Here is a 15,148-nt window from a genome sequence, read left to right as displayed (position 1 = left end):
CGCCGTCGCGCGTGCCTCAGGCGGCCCCTGAGTCCTCCGCGCGGGCATGCGGCACCGGGCATCCGCCCGGGAAGGTGCCCAGCTGCTCGACGTCGTACCCGTCGGGGTAGCTGCGCACCCACGGCAGGTCGGCGACCGTGGTGGGGGTGCGGTTGGCCGGGAGCAGGCGTGCCACGCGGCCGCGCAGGCGGAGCGCCGCGCGCGAGGCGACGGTGACGGCGCGCGGTGGATGGTCGTAGCCGAGCGCGTCGAGCAGTGCGTCGTCCATGAGCGCCCGGCTGAACACCTCGACCGTGCGCCTCGGCAGCCGCGGGTGGAACGTCAGCAGCAGCGCGAGGGTCGCGTCGGCCACGCGCCGCGCCCCGGGCTCGAACGCGAAGTGCTCGGTCTCGTAGGCGTCCATGAGCGTCGCGAAGCCGTCGTAGGTCTCGGGGACGTCGGGGATGCCCATGCGGCTGCCGAGCGCGCGGTAGTAGTGCACGGATGCCTCGAGCTCACCCGCGTCGAGCGGGCGCTTGCCGTAGGCGTCGAGCCACCGCTTGGGCACCACCACGAACGTGGAGAGCACGTAGCGGAACTCGTGGTCGGGGATGTCGTAGGCACGATGCATCCCGTTGATGCGGCGGATCGCCGCCCGTGCCTCGGGGTGCGCGAAGCCCAGGCGGCTCGGCGCCTCGAGCAGCAGCGCGGTGTCGTCGTAGCGCTTCTGCGTACGGCCGGTGAACTCGCCGGTCTCGTCGAGCAGGCGCCCGATGCCCGGCACGGCGTACGTGCGGAACAGCGCGAAGCTCAGCGCCTGGTTCATGTCCCATGGGAACTCGTACTGGAGGACGTTCCGGTAGATCTCCACGTGGTCGCGGGCGGGGTCGAGCGCAGCGTTGCGCCGCCGCCAGTGGTCTCGTCGCATGTGGGCAGGCTACGGGACGGACGGCGGGAAGTGAATGGCGGATCACATTCGGGCGCCGCGGCGTGCGTGCGCGGCGGACGGCGGGAACACCCCTCCCGGCCGATGTGCTGTACTGGCGTGCATGCGATCCGTCGCGATGTTCCCGCTCGGCGCGGTGCTGTTCCCGCACATGCCGATCACGCTGCGGGTGTTCGAGGAGCGGTACCTCGCGATGCTCGGCCGCATGCTGGAGGGCGAGTCGCCCGAGTTCGGCGTCGTGCTCATCGAACGGGGCGCCGAGGTCGGCGGGGGCGACCAGCGCTTCGGCATCGGGACCATGGCACGGCTCGTCGAGCTCGGGTCGGGGGACGGCACCATCGCCATCGCCGCGCGCGGCGGGCTGCGCTTCGAGGTCCTGGAGTGGCTGCAGGAGGACCCGTATCCGATGGCGGTCGTGCGCGACCTGCCCGAGCTGGCGTGGGAGGCGGCCTGCGCGGCGCTGCGCGACGAGGCCGAGCGGGCGGTGCGCGGGGTGCTCGCGCGCGCCGGCGAGTTCGTCGAGCTGCCGTGGTCGGCCGACATCGTGCTCGACGAGGATCCGGTGGCGGCGAGCTGGCAGCTCGCGGGAATCGCGCCGGTGGGTGCGCTCGACCAGGTGCGACTGCTCGGCGCCACGTCGGTGCGCGACCTGCTGGAGGGCGTCATCGCCGCGGTGCGCGAGGTCGAGCCGACGCTCACCGCGCCGCCGCCCACCGGTGAGGCGGACATCGAGCTCGCGGAGCTGCTCGGGGATGCCGACGAGGACGAGGACGGTGCAGCGGGGGGCGCCTGAGTCGTCCTCCGCCCCTCGCCGTCCGGCCGACCGACCCGGGTCAGGCGGTCGCCGCGGAGTCGATCCGCGCCTTCGGGTGCGGCGCGTGGTCGGCAGGGTCGGTGCGGTGGCGCGGGGCGAGGGCGATGCCGACGCCGGTGGCGACGCACGCGAGCACGCTCGCGAGGAGCAGCAGCTGCGAGACGGGTCCGGCAAGCAGGTTCTCCCAGCCCCAGCCCGCGCCCATGCCGACCAGCACGAACGACACCCAGGCGGCGACGCCGACGCCCGCGACCAGTGGCGCGGCGCTCCAGACGCCGAGCGCGCGGCGGCGCACGGCGACCACCCCGCACGCGATGAGCATCACGATGGTGCCGCCGAACCCGACGAACCATCCGATCGCCTCGATGGTGTCCAGCAGTCGGTGCACCGAGTTCCGCAGGATCGCGCCGTCGTCGAGGATCCCGAGCGAGGTGACGACCAGGGCGAGCCCTGCGAGGATCGCGGCGGACCGGGCGATCGCCCTCGTCCGGGCGGTCAGGCCCAGCCTGCCGACGAGTCCGAACAGGCCGATGGCGGCGAGCACGCCCCCGATCGCGGCGATGAGCGGATGGAACCAGAGGGCCGGGTTGACGCCGAAGAGGCCGTGCACCCCGTCGACGACGTTCCAGAAGCCGTAGCTGCCGTAGCTGGCGATGTAGAGCGGGAAGCCGATGGCCGCCGCGATGCCGTACCCGATTCCGGGTGCCGTGGTGCGCATGGTGAACCCCTTCCGCACATGCTCGGCGGCCGCGGTGGCCACCAGGTCGATGAGGATGCGCCCGCGCGCACTCGAGAGTGCGGCGGGGCCCGACGCGCTGGCCTCGCGGAGCGTGTCGCGGCTGACGAGCAGCACTTCGTCGCCGTACTCCGCGCGGAACTCGGACGGCAGGGCGCGCAGTGCGACCCGGATCATCCGTCCCTCGTCCACGCGGGCGGACATCAGGCCGCGCCCCATTCCGGCAGCAGGCGCTTGGCCGCCGCCTGGCGTGCGAGCGCCGCGATGCGGGTCGCCTCCGCCGTCGCGACCCGCTCGCCGAGGCCGGTGATGCGGTAGTAGCGACGGCGTTCGTCGTCGAGCGACGGGTCGACGCGGGTGTCCGACTCCTCGATGAGCCCGAGGCCGCGGAGCCGCTTGATCGCCCCGTAGAGCGTGCCGGGTGCGAGCTGCACGTCGCCCTCGGTGCGGGTGCGCACCTCCTGCATGATGCCGTAGCCGTGCCGCTCGTCGTCCACGAGCGCGAGCAGGATGTGGAACACCGGCTCGGTGAGGGGGAGCAGGTCGCGGGGCTGGGTCTCGGTCATGGTCTCCGGTCGATCACTCGTGGGTCGCTATATCGCCTCACGATATACCTCTCCGTCGGCGCCCGCAAGGGTGGTTGCGCGTGCATGCGGCTGGTTGACTGGGCGCATGCCGGAACTGCCCGAGGTGGACGCCCTGGTGGGCTTCCTGCGCGAGCGCACGGTGGGGCGCGGCATCCGATCGGCGACCATGACGTCGTTCTCGGCCCTCAAGACCTTCGACCCGCCGCTCACCGACCTCGTCGGGCGCACGGTGACCGGCGCGGCCCGCCACGGCAAGTGGCTCGACCTCGACGTCGACGGCGTGCACCTGGTCGCGCACCTCGCCCGCGCGGGCTGGCTGCGCTGGTACGAGCAGCTCCCGGCCAGCCGCATCCGGCCCGGCACGTCGCCCATCGCCATGCGGGTCGGGTTCGACGACGGGTCGGGGTTCGACCTCACCGAGGCCGGCACGAGGAAGTCGCTCGCGGTGTACGTCGTGCGCGACCCCCGCGACGTGCCCGGCATCGCCTCGCTCGGGCCGGAGCCGCTCGACGACGACTTCACGCTCGAGGTCTTCGCGGGCATCCTCTCCGGCCGGCGCACGCAGATCAAGGGCGTGCTGCGCGAGCAGTCGCTCATCGCGGGGGTCGGCAACGCCTACTCCGACGAGGTGCTGCACGTGGCGAGGATGTCGCCCTACGCGCTCGCCTCCTCCCTCGACGACGACGAGGTCGCGCGCCTCTACGACGCGCTCCGCGACACCCTGCGCGCCGCCGTCGAGGCGGCCGAGGGGCGGCCGGCCGCCGAGCTCAAGGACGCCAAGCGTCGGGGTATGCGGGTGCACGCCCGCGGCGGCGAGGCCTGCCCCGTCTGCGGCGACACCGTGCGCGACGTGCACTTCGCCGACCGCTCGATGCAGTACTGCCCGACCTGCCAGACCGGCGGCAAGCTGCTCGCCGACCGACGGATGTCGCGCCTGCTGAAGTAGGCGGCGGATGCCGGGCGACGCGCATCGGCCCGGCATCCGCCGCAGCGGTCACGCCGAGGGGCGCGCCCGCTCCGAGCTCGCGTCGCGCACGTGCGCGGCGCGGTCGGCGTCGGTGCGGCCGTCCGCGGGCGCGGACTGCGAGGCCTCGGCGGTGTGCCGGCCGTCGGCGGTGTCGTCCTCGGGGGACGGGTCCGATGCCGCGGTCGGCGCGTCGTGCGCAGCGGCGGCCGCATGCCGGGGCTCCTCGCCCCGGGGCTCGTCGTGCCGGGGCTCGTCCACACGGGCCTCGTCGTGACGGGCCGCGTGGTGCTCGGCGTCGGCGGTGCCGGCGTCCTCCGTGGGCCGCTCTTCCGTGGGCCGCTCTTCCGTGGGCCGCTCGTCCGCGGGCCGCTCGTCCGCGGGGGGCGCGTCCGCGGGCTCGTCCGACGCCGGCTCGTCCGCGGCGCGGTCGCCCGTGGTGTCCGGGTCGATCTCGTCCGCCCGGCGCCGGGTCTCCTCGGTGGACGCGCGCGCCTCCTCGGCGGCCGCCTGGCGCTCCGCGCTCTCGCGGCTGCGCTCCTCGGCGTCGAGCCGGGCCTGCTGGGCCCGTGCCTCGGCCTCCTCCGCCTCGGCCTGCGACCGCGCGGCATCGGCACGCGCCCGGGCGGCGGCCGCCTCGCGCTCGCGCGCCTGTCGGTCGGCGTCCGCCGCCTCCGCACGGAGCTCGGCGGCCTTGCGCCGGTCTGCCTCCAGGCGCGCCTCGCGGCGCTTGCCCGAGGTCAGCAGTACGACGCCGATGACGATCGCGATGACGACGACGACGCCGACGATGATCCAGATGAGCGTGGTGGTGTCCACGTGGGTCCTCCTTCATGAGGTTCGACCTGACAGCCAAGCGGCGGGCACCGGATCGGTGCAACGCCCTTGCGCGATCGTCCGACGTGCGCGATCATGCAGCGAGTGAGCCTCGCCGCGACCCTCATCCGCACCCGCTGGCTGGTCCGGCTCCCCATCCCGCTCTACCGCGCAGGACTCGGCGTGCTGCTCGGCCGGCGCTTGACGATGATCGAGCACGTCGGGCGTTCGTCGGGCGAGCCGCGGTACGTCGCACTCGAAGTGGTCGACCGGCCCGACGATCGCACGGTCTTCGTGGCAGCCGGGTTCGGACGCGGATCGCAGTGGTACCGCAACCTCCGCGCGAACCCCGCCTGCCACGTGAGCACCGGGCGCATCCGCCGACGGCCGGCGCACGCCGTGCTGCTCGACGATGCGGGCAGCGCAGAGGTGCTCGCACGCTACGCCGACCACTACCCGAAGGCGTGGGCCGCCCTGCAGCGCATGATCCGCGACGTCACCGGGGAGGCCGAGCCCGAGATCCCGATCGTGCGGCTGGAACTCGCCGAGCACTGATCCGTCGGCCGCCGATCGGCGTCGACGTACCGGCCCCTCCGGGCCACTTGTGTGGATCCTCCAGTTCCGGACCCTTCCCGCGTCACCTACACTGTTGGGATCCCGCACCCCCCAGGTGCGGACCCGAACGACAAGCGAACGAGTCACCGGTTGTCGCAGCACGCGCGACGGTGGGCAATGGAGTGAGCGTGGGCCGTCACAGCGTCGCGCCGGCGAGGCGACCTCGGCGACCGATGCTGGTGGGCGGCACCGTCGCGCTCGTGCTCCTGCTCCTGGTCGGCGGCACCGGGGCCGCGTGGGCCGCCGGCATCCTCGACCCGCTCCTGGACGGCTCGATCTTCGCCTCCGAGCCCGAGGGATGCGACGAGCCGACCGAACTCGTCGTGGTGGCCGACCCGACGATCGAACCGGTCGTGACGAGCGTGGCCGAGACCTTCGACGAGGCGTCCGAGGGCTGCGCCGCGACGACGGTGCGCGCCCAGGAGTCGGCCGACACCGCGGCGGTGGTGGCGACCGGCACGGGTGAGCCCGCCGACGTCTGGATCCCGAGCGCCGTCGCATGGGTCGACCGCATGTCCGCGACCGCGACGTCCCTCGGCCGGCCCGCGCCCGAGGTCTCGGTGGGCGATGCCGTGGCGAGCACGCCGATCGTGTTCGTCACCCCGGCCGAGCAGGCCGCCGAGGTGGGCGAGACGCAGCCCGGCTGGGGAACGGTGCTCGCGGGCGCCACGCGCATGCTGCTCCCCGACCCCGAGGGCTCGGCGTCGAGCCTCGCCGCCCTCGGCGCGCTCGCGGGCATCGCCGACCCCGACGACCCGACCCAGCTCGCGGGCGCGATGATCGAGCTCGGCAAGACCATCCCAGCCTCGACCGAGGCGGCGCTGGCCGCGACGGTCGCCGCGTCGGAGCCCACCATGGCCATCGCGACCGAGCAGGCCGTGGCAGCCCACAACGCCGACCACGAGTCCGAGCAGCTCGTCGCCGTGTACCCCGCCGAGGGCACGCCGGCGATGACCTTCCCGTTCGTGCGGCTCGGGGTCGGCGCCGACGACGCCGAGACCGCCGCGGAGGATGGAGCGGAGGACGGGGCGGATGCCGCCGAGGCGACCGGCGCGCCCGAGGCCGACGCGACGGCCGAGCCCGACCCCGACGCGTGGGCCCCGCCCACGAAGGATGAGCTGCTCGTCGACCTCGAGCAGGCGATCGCCGGCGCTGCCGACGTCCTGGCGGCCAACGGGTTCCGCACCGCGGACGGCGGCGGCGAGCTCGAGGCGCCGGGCGTGGTGGCCGACGCGGTCGCGACGTTCGACGCACCGGCCGGCGCCGACCAGGTGAACCTCCTGCGCCAGTGGGGCGTGCTGACCCTGCGCGGCCGCATGCTCGCCGTCATCGACGTCTCCGGCTCCATGGAGGACCCGGCGGGCAACGGGCTCCGGCGCATCGACATCTTCCAGCAGGCCGCCCTGGGCGCGATGGAGAAGTTCTCCGGCGAGGTGCAGATGGGCGTCTGGGCGTTCTCGACCGCGCGCAACGGCGACCTCGACTACGAGGAGCTCGCGCCCATCGCGTCGCTCGCCGACGTCGCCCACCTCCAGCAGATCGCGGGCATCATCGCGTCGCTGCCCGAGCGCCTCGGCGGCGCCACCGGGCTCTACGACACGACGCTCGCCGCCGTGCAGCGCGTGACCGAGACCTACGACCCCGACCGCGTCAACTCGGTGCTGCTCATCACCGACGGGCGCAACGAGGACGCGAACGGCATCGACCTCGACACCCTGCTCGCCGAGCTGGAGGACCTGCAGGACCCGCTCCGGCCCGTGCCGGTCATCATGATCGGGTTCGGTCCCGACACCGACCTCGACGCGATGACGAAGATCGCCAAGGTCACCGGGGGTGCGGCCTATTCGGCATCCGAGCCCGAAGATCTCGGCCAGGTGCTCGTCACCGCGCTGTCGCAGCGCACCTGCCGCCCCGACTGCGGCTGACGCCGCACCCGCCGAGTGCCGCGTACGGCCGCTGCGCGTCGGCGCGAACCGGGTCGCGCCGACGCGTCACGGACGATCAGTGCCCGACGACGTGCGCCGGCGAGTCGGCGGGGCGGCGCACCAGCGCCGAACCGACGATCGCGAGCAGCGAGAGGATCGCGCCGACGAGGAACGCCGCGCGCACGCCGCCGGCCGCCGCGGCCGCATCCGCCACCGTCGGGGACGACAGCGCGGCCGTCTGCGCGGCCATCACGGTCACGAAGAGCGCCGTGCCCGCCGCACCCGCGACCTGCTGCACAGTGCCGACGATCGCGCTGCCGTGCGAGTACAGCCTCGGCTCGACCGACGCGAGAGACGCCGTGAAGAGCGGGGTGAACATGAACGCCAGGCCGAGGCTCAGCGTGACGTGCGCGGCGAGCACGACCCAGGCGGGCGTCGACTCGGTCGCGAACAGGGCGAGGAACCAGAGCACCCCGCTCACGACCACGCTGCCCGGCACCAGCAGCACGCTCGGCCCGAAGCGGTCGTAGAGGCGCCCGACCGTCGGCGCCGCGAGCCCCATGACGAGTCCGCCGGGCAGCAGCAGGAGCCCCGCCTGGAGCGCGTCGAGCCCGATCACGTTCTGCATGTAGATCGGCAGCAGGATGATGGTGCCGAAGAGCGCGAGCATCATGATCGCCATCAGGCCGATCGAGATCGAGAAGTTCCGCGAGCGGAACGTGCGCAGGTCGAGCAGCGCCCGGTCGCGGCGCTGGAGCAGCAGCTGCCGGGTGATGAACGCCGCGAGCCCGATCGCGCCGATGGCCAGCGAGATCCACATCGCGACGGCGTTGCCCCCGGCCTCGCCGCCCGATTCGGCGGCGCCGCCGATCTGGCTGAGCCCGAACACGATGCCGCCGAAGCCGAAGGCCGACAGCACGACCGAGAACACGTCGATGGGCACGACCCGCGGCTCGGTCACGTTCTCGACGCGGCGGATGCCGATCAGGAGCATGGTGACGGCGATGGGCAGCACGATCCAGAACATCCACCGCCACGACAGGTAGTTCAGGATCAGGCCCGAGATGGTCGGGCCGATCGCGGGCGCGACGGAGATGACGGTCGAGACGCGGCCCATGATTCGCCCGCGGTCGCGCGGTGCGACGAGCGTCATGAGGGTCGTCATGAGCAGCGGCATCATGATCGCGGTGCCCGTCGCCTGCACGACGCGGGCGCCGAGCAGCACCTCGTAGCCGGGCGCGAGGGCGGCGATCAGCGTGCCGGTCGAGAACAGGCTCATCGCGGCGATGAACACGGGCCTCGTGTGGAAGCGCTGCAGCAGGAACCCGGTGATGGGGATGACCACCGCCATGGTGAGCATGAACGCCGTCGTGAGCCACTGCGCGGCCTGCACCGTGATGCCGAGGTCCGTCGTGAGGTGGGGGATCGCCACGCCCATGATGGTCTCGTTGAGGATGACGACGAAGGCGGCCGCGAGGAGCAGCCAGATGACGCGCGAGTCGCGTGCGGCGCGGTCGGCGTCGCCGGGCGCGTCGGCCGGCCCGGCTGCGCGGGCGTCGTCGAGGTCGGTGGAGCGGTCGGTCACGTGTGGTTCCTCACTGCGGAAACGGGCGTGGCCGGATCCGGGGTCGGCGATGGCGATACAGCCGGGCAACCGTCACGAGCGGACGGAAATTCCCGGTACGGGACGAACGAGCGCGTCGTCGCGCAGCGTGCGTGCGGCCCGAGCGGGCCGCGGGAAGGGGCTACGGGGCCGGCGCGGGCCCGTCGGTCGGCGATGCCTCGGGCAGCCAGCCCTTGAGGAGTTCCTCCTCGGGGGCGAGCTCGTCCGTCAGCCGCTCCTCGACCTCGCGCTCGTGCTCGGCGCGGGCCTCGGCGTCGGTCTCGTCGTCGCCGGGCACCGGAGTGGAATCGCTCATGCCGACACGATACCGCCCACCGCCGACACGGCAGAAGCGACGGATGCCGCCGCGGCGGCCACGTCCTCGGCGTCCGCGTCGCGTCCGAGCGTGAACCGCACGGCGGTCTGCGCGACCTCGGCGGGCAGGCCGATCGCGGTGAGCACGTGCGACGGCTCGTCGCTGCCCGCGGCGCAGGCCGATCCGCTCGAGGCGACCACGCCGCGTCGCTCGAGCTCGAGCAGCACGGCCTCGCCGCTCGTGCCCGGGAACACGAACGACGCGGTGCCCGGCAGTCGGCGCACCGGGTCGCCTGTGAGGCGCGCGGACGGCACGTCGGCGAGCACCCGCGCCACCAGTGCGTCGCGCACGGCGGCGACCCGCGCGGCGGCCTCCGGTCGTTCGGCCTCGGCGAGTCGCAGTGCGGTCGCGAGTGCGACCGCGCCGGCCACGTTCTCGGTGCCCGAGCGGCGCCCCCGTTCCTGGCCGCCGCCGTGGAGCACCGGCTCCAGCGGCATCCGCCCCCGGACCGCCAGCACGCCCGATCCCTTCGGCGCGCCGACCTTGTGGCCCGACAGCGAGAGCGCGTCGACGCCCAGCGCGCCGACCTCCAGCGGCAGCCAGCCGGCCGCCTGCACGGCGTCGGTGTGGATCGGCACGCCGCGTGCGCGGGCGACCTCCGCGAGCTCGGCGACCGGCTGCACGGTGCCGATCTCGTTGTTGGCCGCCTGCACGCTCACGAGCGTCGTGTCGTCGCGCAGCACGGCGGCGAGCTCGTCGGGGTCGACCAGTCCGCCGGCGTCGACCGCGAGCATCGTGACGTCGAAGCCGTGCACCTTCGACAGGTGCTCGACCGACTCGAGCACCGCCTCGTGCTCGATCGGCGTGGTGACCACGTGCCGGCCGCGCGGGGCGCCGAGCGCGATGCCCTTGACCGCGAGGTTGTCGGCCTCGGTGCCGCCCGACGTGAACACCACCTCGCCGGGCCGACAACCCAGCACCCGCGCCACCGTTGCGCGGGCATCGGCCAGCGCCCGCGCGGCGGCCTCGCCGACCGTGTGGTGGCTCGACGGGTTGCCGTACTCCCCGGTCAGGTACGGCCACATGGCCTCGAGCGCCTCGCGGCGCACGGGGCTCGTGGCGGCGTGGTCGAGGTAGATCACGGCGCGCCGATCACCACGTCGAGTCCGAGGTCGAGCGAACGCACGCTGTGCGTGAGCGCACCGACCGAGATGACGTCGACGCCGGTCCGGGCGATCTCGCCGACGGTATCCAGGTGCACGCCGCCGCTCGCCTCGACCACCGCGCGCCCGCCGACCAGTGCGACGCCCGTGCGCAGGTCCTCCAGCGAGAAGTTGTCGAGCATGATCGTGTCGACGCCGGCGGCGAGCACGTCCTCGACCTGGTCGAGCCGGTCGACCTCGACCTCGAGGTGCGCCGTGTGGGGCATCCGCTCGCGCACCGCCAGCAGGGCGTCGGTCACGCCCGTGCCGTCCGCCGTCAGCACCGCCAGGTGGTTGTCCTTGGCCATCACGGCGTCCGACAGCGAGAACCGGTGGTTGCGGCCGCCGCCGTCGCGCACGGCCTGCCGCTCGAGCACGCGCAGGCCCGGGGTCGTCTTCCGGGTGTCGACGATGCGCGCGCGCGTGCCGGCGACCGCGTCGACGTAGCGCGCCGTGAGGGTGGCGATGCCCGACATGCGCTGGGTGAAGTTCAGGCCGATGCGCTCGGCGCGCAGCACGCCCCGAGCCGGCCCGGCGACGCTCGCCAGTCGGTCGCCCGCGGCGAAGCGCGCACCGTCGGGCACGACCGGCTCGACCTCGATGCGCGGGTCGACGAGGCGGAACGCGGCGGCGAACACGGCGCCGCCGCTCATCACGCCCGGCTCGCGGGCCACGAGGTCGGCGCGCGCCTGCGACGTCGCCGGGATCAGCGTCTCCGAGGTGAGGTCGCCCCACGGGCCGTCCTCATCGAGCGCGGCCTGCACGATGCGGTCGAGCTGTGCGGGCGTGAGGGTGGTCATGCGGCCTCCGGGAGGGCGCCGAGCGCGGGGTCGCGGTCGGGGTGGTCGAGTCGGTGGTGCGCGCCGCGCGACTCGCGACGGGCGAGCGCGGCGTCGACCGTGAGGCGTGCGAGCAGCAGCAGGTTGGCGTCCTCGAGACCGGCCCGGTCGTCGGCGGGGTCGGCGTGCCGGCGATCGGCCCAGGCGTCGAGCACGGCGGATGCCTCGGACAGCCCCGCGCCGGTGCGCTCGAGTCCCGCGCGCGACCACATCAGCTCCTGCAGGGCGGCTCGCGTGCAGGCGGCCGGAGCGGCGTCGGGGGCGGCGGTGTCATGGGGGTGGGCCGGCGTCCGGCCCGGGAACTGCCGCGGCGCGGTCGCCCCCGGGAACGGCTCGTCGAGCACGCGCGCCGCGCGATCGGCGAACACGGCCGCCTCGAGCAGCGAGTTCGACGCCAGCCGGTTCGCGCCGTGCACGCCGGTGCGCGCGCACTCGCCGACCGCGAAGAGCCCGGGCACGCTCGTGCGCCCCCAGAGGTCGGTGGCGATGCCGCCCATGGCGTAGTGCGCGGCCGGCGTCACCGGGATCGGCTCGCGCGACCAGTCGTACCCCGCGGCGCGCGTCGCCGCGTCGATGCCCGGGAACCGCCGGGCCAGGAACGCGCCGCCGAGCGCGGTGGCGTCCAGCAGTGCGGGTGCGCCGCCGTGGCGGCGCATCGCGGCGGCCACCTCGCGGGCCACGACGTCGCGCGGCGCCAGCTCGGCGAGCGGATGCCGCGACGGCATGAAGCGCTCTCCGGCGGCATCCCGCAGCACCGCCCCCTCGCCGCGCACCGCCTCGGAGACGAGCGGGGTGCCCGGGGCGGCGAGCGCCGTCGGGTGGAACTGGGTGAATTCGAGGTCGGCGACCCGCGCGCCCGCCCGCCAGGCGGCGGCGATGCCGTCGCCGGTCGCGACCGCGGGGTTCGTGGTGCGGCCGAAGAGCTGCCCGGTACCGCCCGTTGCGAGCACCACGGCGTCGGCCGGGCGGTCGACGAGCTGGCCGTCGACCAGGAGGCGCACGCCGCAGGCGCGGCCCCGGCAGGTGAGCACGTCGGCGAGCATCGCGTGCTCGACGAGTTCGACCGCGCGCGCGCGCACCGTGGCGACCAGCGCGCGCTCGATCTCGGCGCCGGTGGCGTCGCCGCCCGCGTGCACCACGCGCGCCCGCGAGTGCGCGGCCTCGAGCCCGCGCGCCAGGCCGGAGTCGTCGCGGTCGAACCGCGCGCCGAACCGGATCAGGTCGCGCACGCGCGCCGGTCCCTCCTCGCACAGCACGCGCACGGCGGCCGGGTCGCAGTGCCCGGCCCCGGCGCGCAGCGTGTCGAGCACGTGGGCGTCGACCGAGTCGTCGGGGAAGAGCGCGGCCGCGATGCCGCCCTGCGCGTAGCGCGTGCTGCCCTCGTCGAGCGCACCCTTCGTGACCACCGTCACGCGGTGGCCCGCGTCGGCGGCGCGCACGGCGGCGAGCAGGCCCGCGAGCCCGCTGCCGACCACGACCACGGCCGCCATGGTCAGTCCGTCGTGCCGGGGGAGGGCGCCGCGATGGCGTCGGAGACGCGCGTGCCGGCCTTCGCGACGGCGCCGGCGGGCGGCTTGGCCGCCAGCATCCGCTCGAGTGCCACCCGCGCGTGGCCCGCGACGTCCTCGGGCACGGTGATGGGGTTCACCGTGCGGCCCTCGACGAGCTCCTCCAGCACCCAGGCCAGGTAGCCGGGGTGGATGCGGTACATCGTCGAGCACGGGCAGACGACGGGGTCGAGGCAGAAGATCTCGTGCTCGGGGTGCTCGGCGGCGAGGCGCTGCACGAGGTTGATCTCGGTGCCGATCGCGAAGCTCGACCCCGCGGGGGCGGCGTTGATGGCCTTCACGATGAAGTCGGTCGAGCCGTAGCCGTCGGCCGCGTCGACCACGGGCATCGGGCACTCGGGGTGCACGATGACCTGCACGCCCGGGTGCTCGGCGCGCGCGGTCTCGATCTGGTCGACCGTGAAGCGCTTGTGCACCGAGCAGAAGCCGTGCCAGAGGATCACCCGCGCGTCGTGCAGCTCGTCCTCGGTCGAGCCGCCGAGCGGCTTGCGCGGGTTCCACATCGGCATGTGCTCCAGCGGCACGCCCATCGCCTTGGCCGTGTTGCGGCCGAGGTGCTGGTCGGGGAAGAACAGCACGCGCTGCCCGCGCTCGAACGCCCACTCGAGCACCGTCTCGGCGTTCGACGAGGTGCAGACGATGCCGCCGCGCTCACCGCAGAAGCCCTTGAGCGCCGCCGACGAGTTCATGTAGGTCACCGGGATGACCGGCACGCGGCCGTCGGCGTCGGGCTCGGTGCCGTAGACCTCCTCGAGCTGCTCCCAGCACTCCATGACGGAGTCGAGGTCGGCCATGTCGGCCATCGAGCAGCCGGCCGCGAGGTTGGGCAGGATCACGGCCTGCTCGGCGCCCGAGAGCATGTCTGCGGTCTCGGCCATGAAGTGCACGCCGCAGAACACGATCGCCTCGGCCTCGGGCTTCGCCTTGGCGGCGTTCGCGAGCTGGAACGAGTCGCCCACGAAGTCGGCGTGCCGCACCACCTCGTCGCGCTGGTAGAAGTGGCCGAGCACGACGACGCGGTCGCCGAGAGTCGCCTTGGCGGCCTCGATGCGCGCGTGCAGCTCGTCCTGCGAGGCCGTGCGGTACGACTCGGGCAGGTCGCCCTGGCGCGGCGAGCCGGTGGGGATCACGTCGCCCATCGACGAGCCGGGACCGTAGCCGATCGGCCCGCGGTCGAACTCCCACGGGCCCTTCGCGAGTTCGGGGGTGCAGGTCGCGCCGGCCTTCGACCCGGTCTGGATGAGCCGGATGCTGCGGTCGACGGATGCCGCGCGACGGGTCTCCACCTCGTCGCGGGCGGGGGGCGTTGCGATGGTCATGCTCTCATCCTCGGGTGGGGCAGGATCGGGTCGGACTCGACCCGATCGTCGTGCGCGCTGCGCAGCGCGCGGGTTCGGGCGAGCGGCCCGGCGTCGGCCAGGTCGATCGAGGCGTCGTACCGGTACAGCTTGGGCGGCCGGTGCGGGGTGCCCGACAGGCGCTCGCCGGTGTCGACGAGCGTGCCGGACGCTTCCATCGTGCGACGGAAGTTCGCGGGGTCGAGGCGGCGCTGCAGCACCGCCTCGTGCACCTCGCGCAGCTGCGCGAGCGTGAAGGTCTCGCCGAGGAACGCGTGCGCGATGCGCGCGTACTCCATCTTCGTGCGGAGCCGCCAGAGCGCGTACTCGACGATGCGGTTGTGGTCGAAGGCGAGCCGCCCGAGCGAGTCGGCGGCGCACCAGCGCACGTTCTCGTCGGCGGTGGCGCGCTCGGCCTCGTCCGACTGCACGAGTGCCCAGTACACGACCGACACCACGCGCCCGCCGGGGGAGCGTCCGATCGCACCGAACGTGTAGAGCTGCTCGAGGTACTTCGGCGCGAGGCCGGTCGTCTCGCCGAGGGTGCGCGCCGCGGCATCCGACAGCTCCTCGTCGTCGGGCAGCCAGCCGCCGGGCAGCGCCCAGTCGTCGAGGTAGGGGTCGCGCGTGCGGCGCACCAGCGGAATCCAGAGCGTGGGCAGTCCGGATGCCTCGTCGCGGCGCAGCGCGAAGATCACCGTCGACACGGCGAGGCGCGCGTCGTGCGTGCCCACGGGCTCCACCGGCATCCGCCCCACCCCCTAAGTGTCAGTCTGACTCGAAGACCGCGTCCATCTTAGTGTCACCCTGACCCGAACACAAACCGCCCCCGCGAACTTCCAGACCCGTCAATTCCCTGCGCTTTGGCGAGCCAGACCGCAGTTTCCTGACGGGTCTTGCG

At 74.1% G+C, this 15,148-nt stretch carries 15 protein-coding genes; 4 read left to right on the top strand and 11 right to left on the bottom strand.

Going from position 1 to position 15,148, the window contains the following annotated elements:
- Window positions 1–16 precede the first annotated feature (16 nt).
- Entirely contained in the window at window positions 17–907 is an 891-nt protein-coding gene (locus tag ABZK10_RS16630) for an oxygenase MpaB family protein (RefSeq protein WP_353810399.1), read from the bottom strand.
- Between the two features lie 121 nt (window positions 908–1,028).
- On the opposite strand from ABZK10_RS16630, the gene ABZK10_RS16625 reads away from it, so the two are divergent.
- Window positions 1,029–1,718, top strand: coding sequence for an LON peptidase substrate-binding domain-containing protein (locus ABZK10_RS16625; protein WP_353810398.1), 690 nt, complete (start codon window positions 1,029–1,031; stop codon window positions 1,716–1,718).
- 40 nt (window positions 1,719–1,758) lie between these two features.
- Here the strand turns inward: ABZK10_RS16625 and ABZK10_RS16620 are convergent, their stop codons facing one another.
- Entirely contained in the window at window positions 1,759–2,652 is an 894-nt protein-coding gene (locus ABZK10_RS16620) for a hypothetical protein (protein ID WP_353810397.1), read from the bottom strand.
- A gap of 26 nt (window positions 2,653–2,678) precedes the next feature.
- Window positions 2,679–3,041, bottom strand: coding sequence for a PadR family transcriptional regulator (locus ABZK10_RS16615; RefSeq protein ID WP_353810396.1), 363 nt, complete (start codon window positions 3,039–3,041; stop codon window positions 2,679–2,681).
- A 106-nt stretch (window positions 3,042–3,147) separates the two neighbouring features.
- Here ABZK10_RS16615 and ABZK10_RS16610 point away from each other — a divergent pair, with 106 nt between their 5' ends.
- Window positions 3,148–4,008, top strand: coding sequence for an Fpg/Nei family DNA glycosylase (locus tag ABZK10_RS16610; RefSeq protein WP_353810395.1), 861 nt, complete (start codon window positions 3,148–3,150; stop codon window positions 4,006–4,008).
- A gap of 48 nt (window positions 4,009–4,056) precedes the next feature.
- Here the strand turns inward: ABZK10_RS16610 and ABZK10_RS16605 are convergent, their stop codons facing one another.
- Window positions 4,057–4,845, bottom strand: a complete 789-nt coding sequence (locus ABZK10_RS16605) for a hypothetical protein (protein ID WP_353810394.1) — start codon at window positions 4,843–4,845, stop codon at window positions 4,057–4,059.
- Window positions 4,846–4,938: 93 nt separating this feature from the next.
- Between ABZK10_RS16605 and ABZK10_RS16600 the strand changes: the two genes are divergently transcribed.
- Window positions 4,939–5,397: a nitroreductase family deazaflavin-dependent oxidoreductase gene (locus ABZK10_RS16600; RefSeq protein WP_353810393.1), complete on the top strand. Its 459-nt coding sequence runs from the start codon at window positions 4,939–4,941 to the stop codon at window positions 5,395–5,397.
- 239 nt (window positions 5,398–5,636) lie between these two features.
- Window positions 5,637–7,382 carry a VWA domain-containing protein gene (locus ABZK10_RS16595; RefSeq protein WP_353810392.1) on the top strand — a complete coding sequence of 582 codons (1,746 nt, stop codon included), beginning with the start codon at window positions 5,637–5,639 and terminating at the stop codon, window positions 7,380–7,382.
- 76 nt (window positions 7,383–7,458) lie between these two features.
- Here the strand turns inward: ABZK10_RS16595 and ABZK10_RS16590 are convergent, their stop codons facing one another.
- From ABZK10_RS16590 to ABZK10_RS16560, 7 genes are all read right to left on the bottom strand, one after another.
- The gene (locus tag ABZK10_RS16590; RefSeq protein ID WP_353810391.1) at window positions 7,459–8,967 is read right to left on the bottom strand and encodes a DHA2 family efflux MFS transporter permease subunit; all 1,509 of its coding nucleotides are present in this window, start codon (window positions 8,965–8,967) and stop codon (window positions 7,459–7,461) included.
- Between the two features lie 160 nt (window positions 8,968–9,127).
- A complete protein-coding gene (locus ABZK10_RS16585; RefSeq protein ID WP_353810390.1) occupies window positions 9,128–9,301 on the bottom strand; it encodes a hypothetical protein in 174 nt (57 codons plus the stop codon).
- Window positions 9,298–10,443 carry a cysteine desulfurase family protein gene (locus ABZK10_RS16580; RefSeq protein WP_353810389.1) on the bottom strand — a complete coding sequence of 382 codons (1,146 nt, stop codon included), beginning with the start codon at window positions 10,441–10,443 and terminating at the stop codon, window positions 9,298–9,300. The genes ABZK10_RS16585 and ABZK10_RS16580 overlap by 4 nt, the downstream gene beginning before the upstream one ends.
- Window positions 10,440–11,303, bottom strand: a complete 864-nt coding sequence (nadC, locus tag ABZK10_RS16575) for a carboxylating nicotinate-nucleotide diphosphorylase (RefSeq protein WP_353810388.1) — start codon at window positions 11,301–11,303, stop codon at window positions 10,440–10,442. Before nadC ends, ABZK10_RS16580 begins: the two co-directional genes overlap by 4 nt.
- Window positions 11,300–12,832, bottom strand: coding sequence for an L-aspartate oxidase (nadB, locus tag ABZK10_RS16570; protein ID WP_353810387.1), 1,533 nt, complete (start codon window positions 12,830–12,832; stop codon window positions 11,300–11,302). Before nadB ends, nadC begins: the two co-directional genes overlap by 4 nt.
- A gap of 2 nt (window positions 12,833–12,834) precedes the next feature.
- Complete coding sequence (nadA, locus tag ABZK10_RS16565) at window positions 12,835–14,229, bottom strand: quinolinate synthase NadA (RefSeq protein ID WP_353810386.1); 1,395 nt, start codon at window positions 14,227–14,229, stop codon at window positions 12,835–12,837.
- Window positions 14,226–14,996 carry an NUDIX hydrolase gene (locus tag ABZK10_RS16560; RefSeq protein ID WP_353810385.1) on the bottom strand — a complete coding sequence of 257 codons (771 nt, stop codon included), beginning with the start codon at window positions 14,994–14,996 and terminating at the stop codon, window positions 14,226–14,228. The genes nadA and ABZK10_RS16560 overlap by 4 nt, the downstream gene beginning before the upstream one ends.
- Window positions 14,997–15,148: the final 152 nt, after the last annotated feature.

This window comes from Agromyces sp. SYSU T00194 (assembly GCF_040496035.1).
GTDB lineage: Bacteria > Actinomycetota > Actinomycetes > Actinomycetales > Microbacteriaceae > Agromyces > Agromyces chitinivorans.
This window is presented reverse-complemented; position numbering and strand designations above follow the sequence as displayed.

Bases quoted from the DNA above. Each gene is read 5' to 3' on its own strand.
- ABZK10_RS16630 (WP_353810399.1), bottom strand. From the start codon at position 907: ATGCGACGAGACCACTGGCGGCGGCGCAACGCTGCGCTCGACCCCGCC.
- ABZK10_RS16625 (WP_353810398.1), top strand. From the start codon at position 1,029: ATGCGATCCGTCGCGATGTTCCCGCTCGGCGCGGTGCTGTTCCCGCAC.
- ABZK10_RS16620 (WP_353810397.1), bottom strand. From the start codon at position 2,652: ATGATCCGGGTCGCACTGCGCGCCCTGCCGTCCGAGTTCCGCGCGGAG.
- ABZK10_RS16615 (WP_353810396.1), bottom strand. From the start codon at position 3,041: ATGACCGAGACCCAGCCCCGCGACCTGCTCCCCCTCACCGAGCCGGTG.
- ABZK10_RS16610 (WP_353810395.1), top strand. From the start codon at position 3,148: ATGCCGGAACTGCCCGAGGTGGACGCCCTGGTGGGCTTCCTGCGCGAG.
- ABZK10_RS16600 (WP_353810393.1), top strand. From the start codon at position 4,939: ATGCAGCGAGTGAGCCTCGCCGCGACCCTCATCCGCACCCGCTGGCTG.
- ABZK10_RS16585 (WP_353810390.1), bottom strand. From the start codon at position 9,301: ATGAGCGATTCCACTCCGGTGCCCGGCGACGACGAGACCGACGCCGAG.
- nadC (WP_353810388.1), bottom strand. From the start codon at position 11,303: ATGACCACCCTCACGCCCGCACAGCTCGACCGCATCGTGCAGGCCGCG.
- nadB (WP_353810387.1), bottom strand. From the start codon at position 12,832: ATGGCGGCCGTGGTCGTGGTCGGCAGCGGGCTCGCGGGCCTGCTCGCC.
- nadA (WP_353810386.1), bottom strand. From the start codon at position 14,229: ATGACCATCGCAACGCCCCCCGCCCGCGACGAGGTGGAGACCCGTCGC.
- ABZK10_RS16560 (WP_353810385.1), bottom strand. From the start codon at position 14,996: ATGCCGGTGGAGCCCGTGGGCACGCACGACGCGCGCCTCGCCGTGTCG.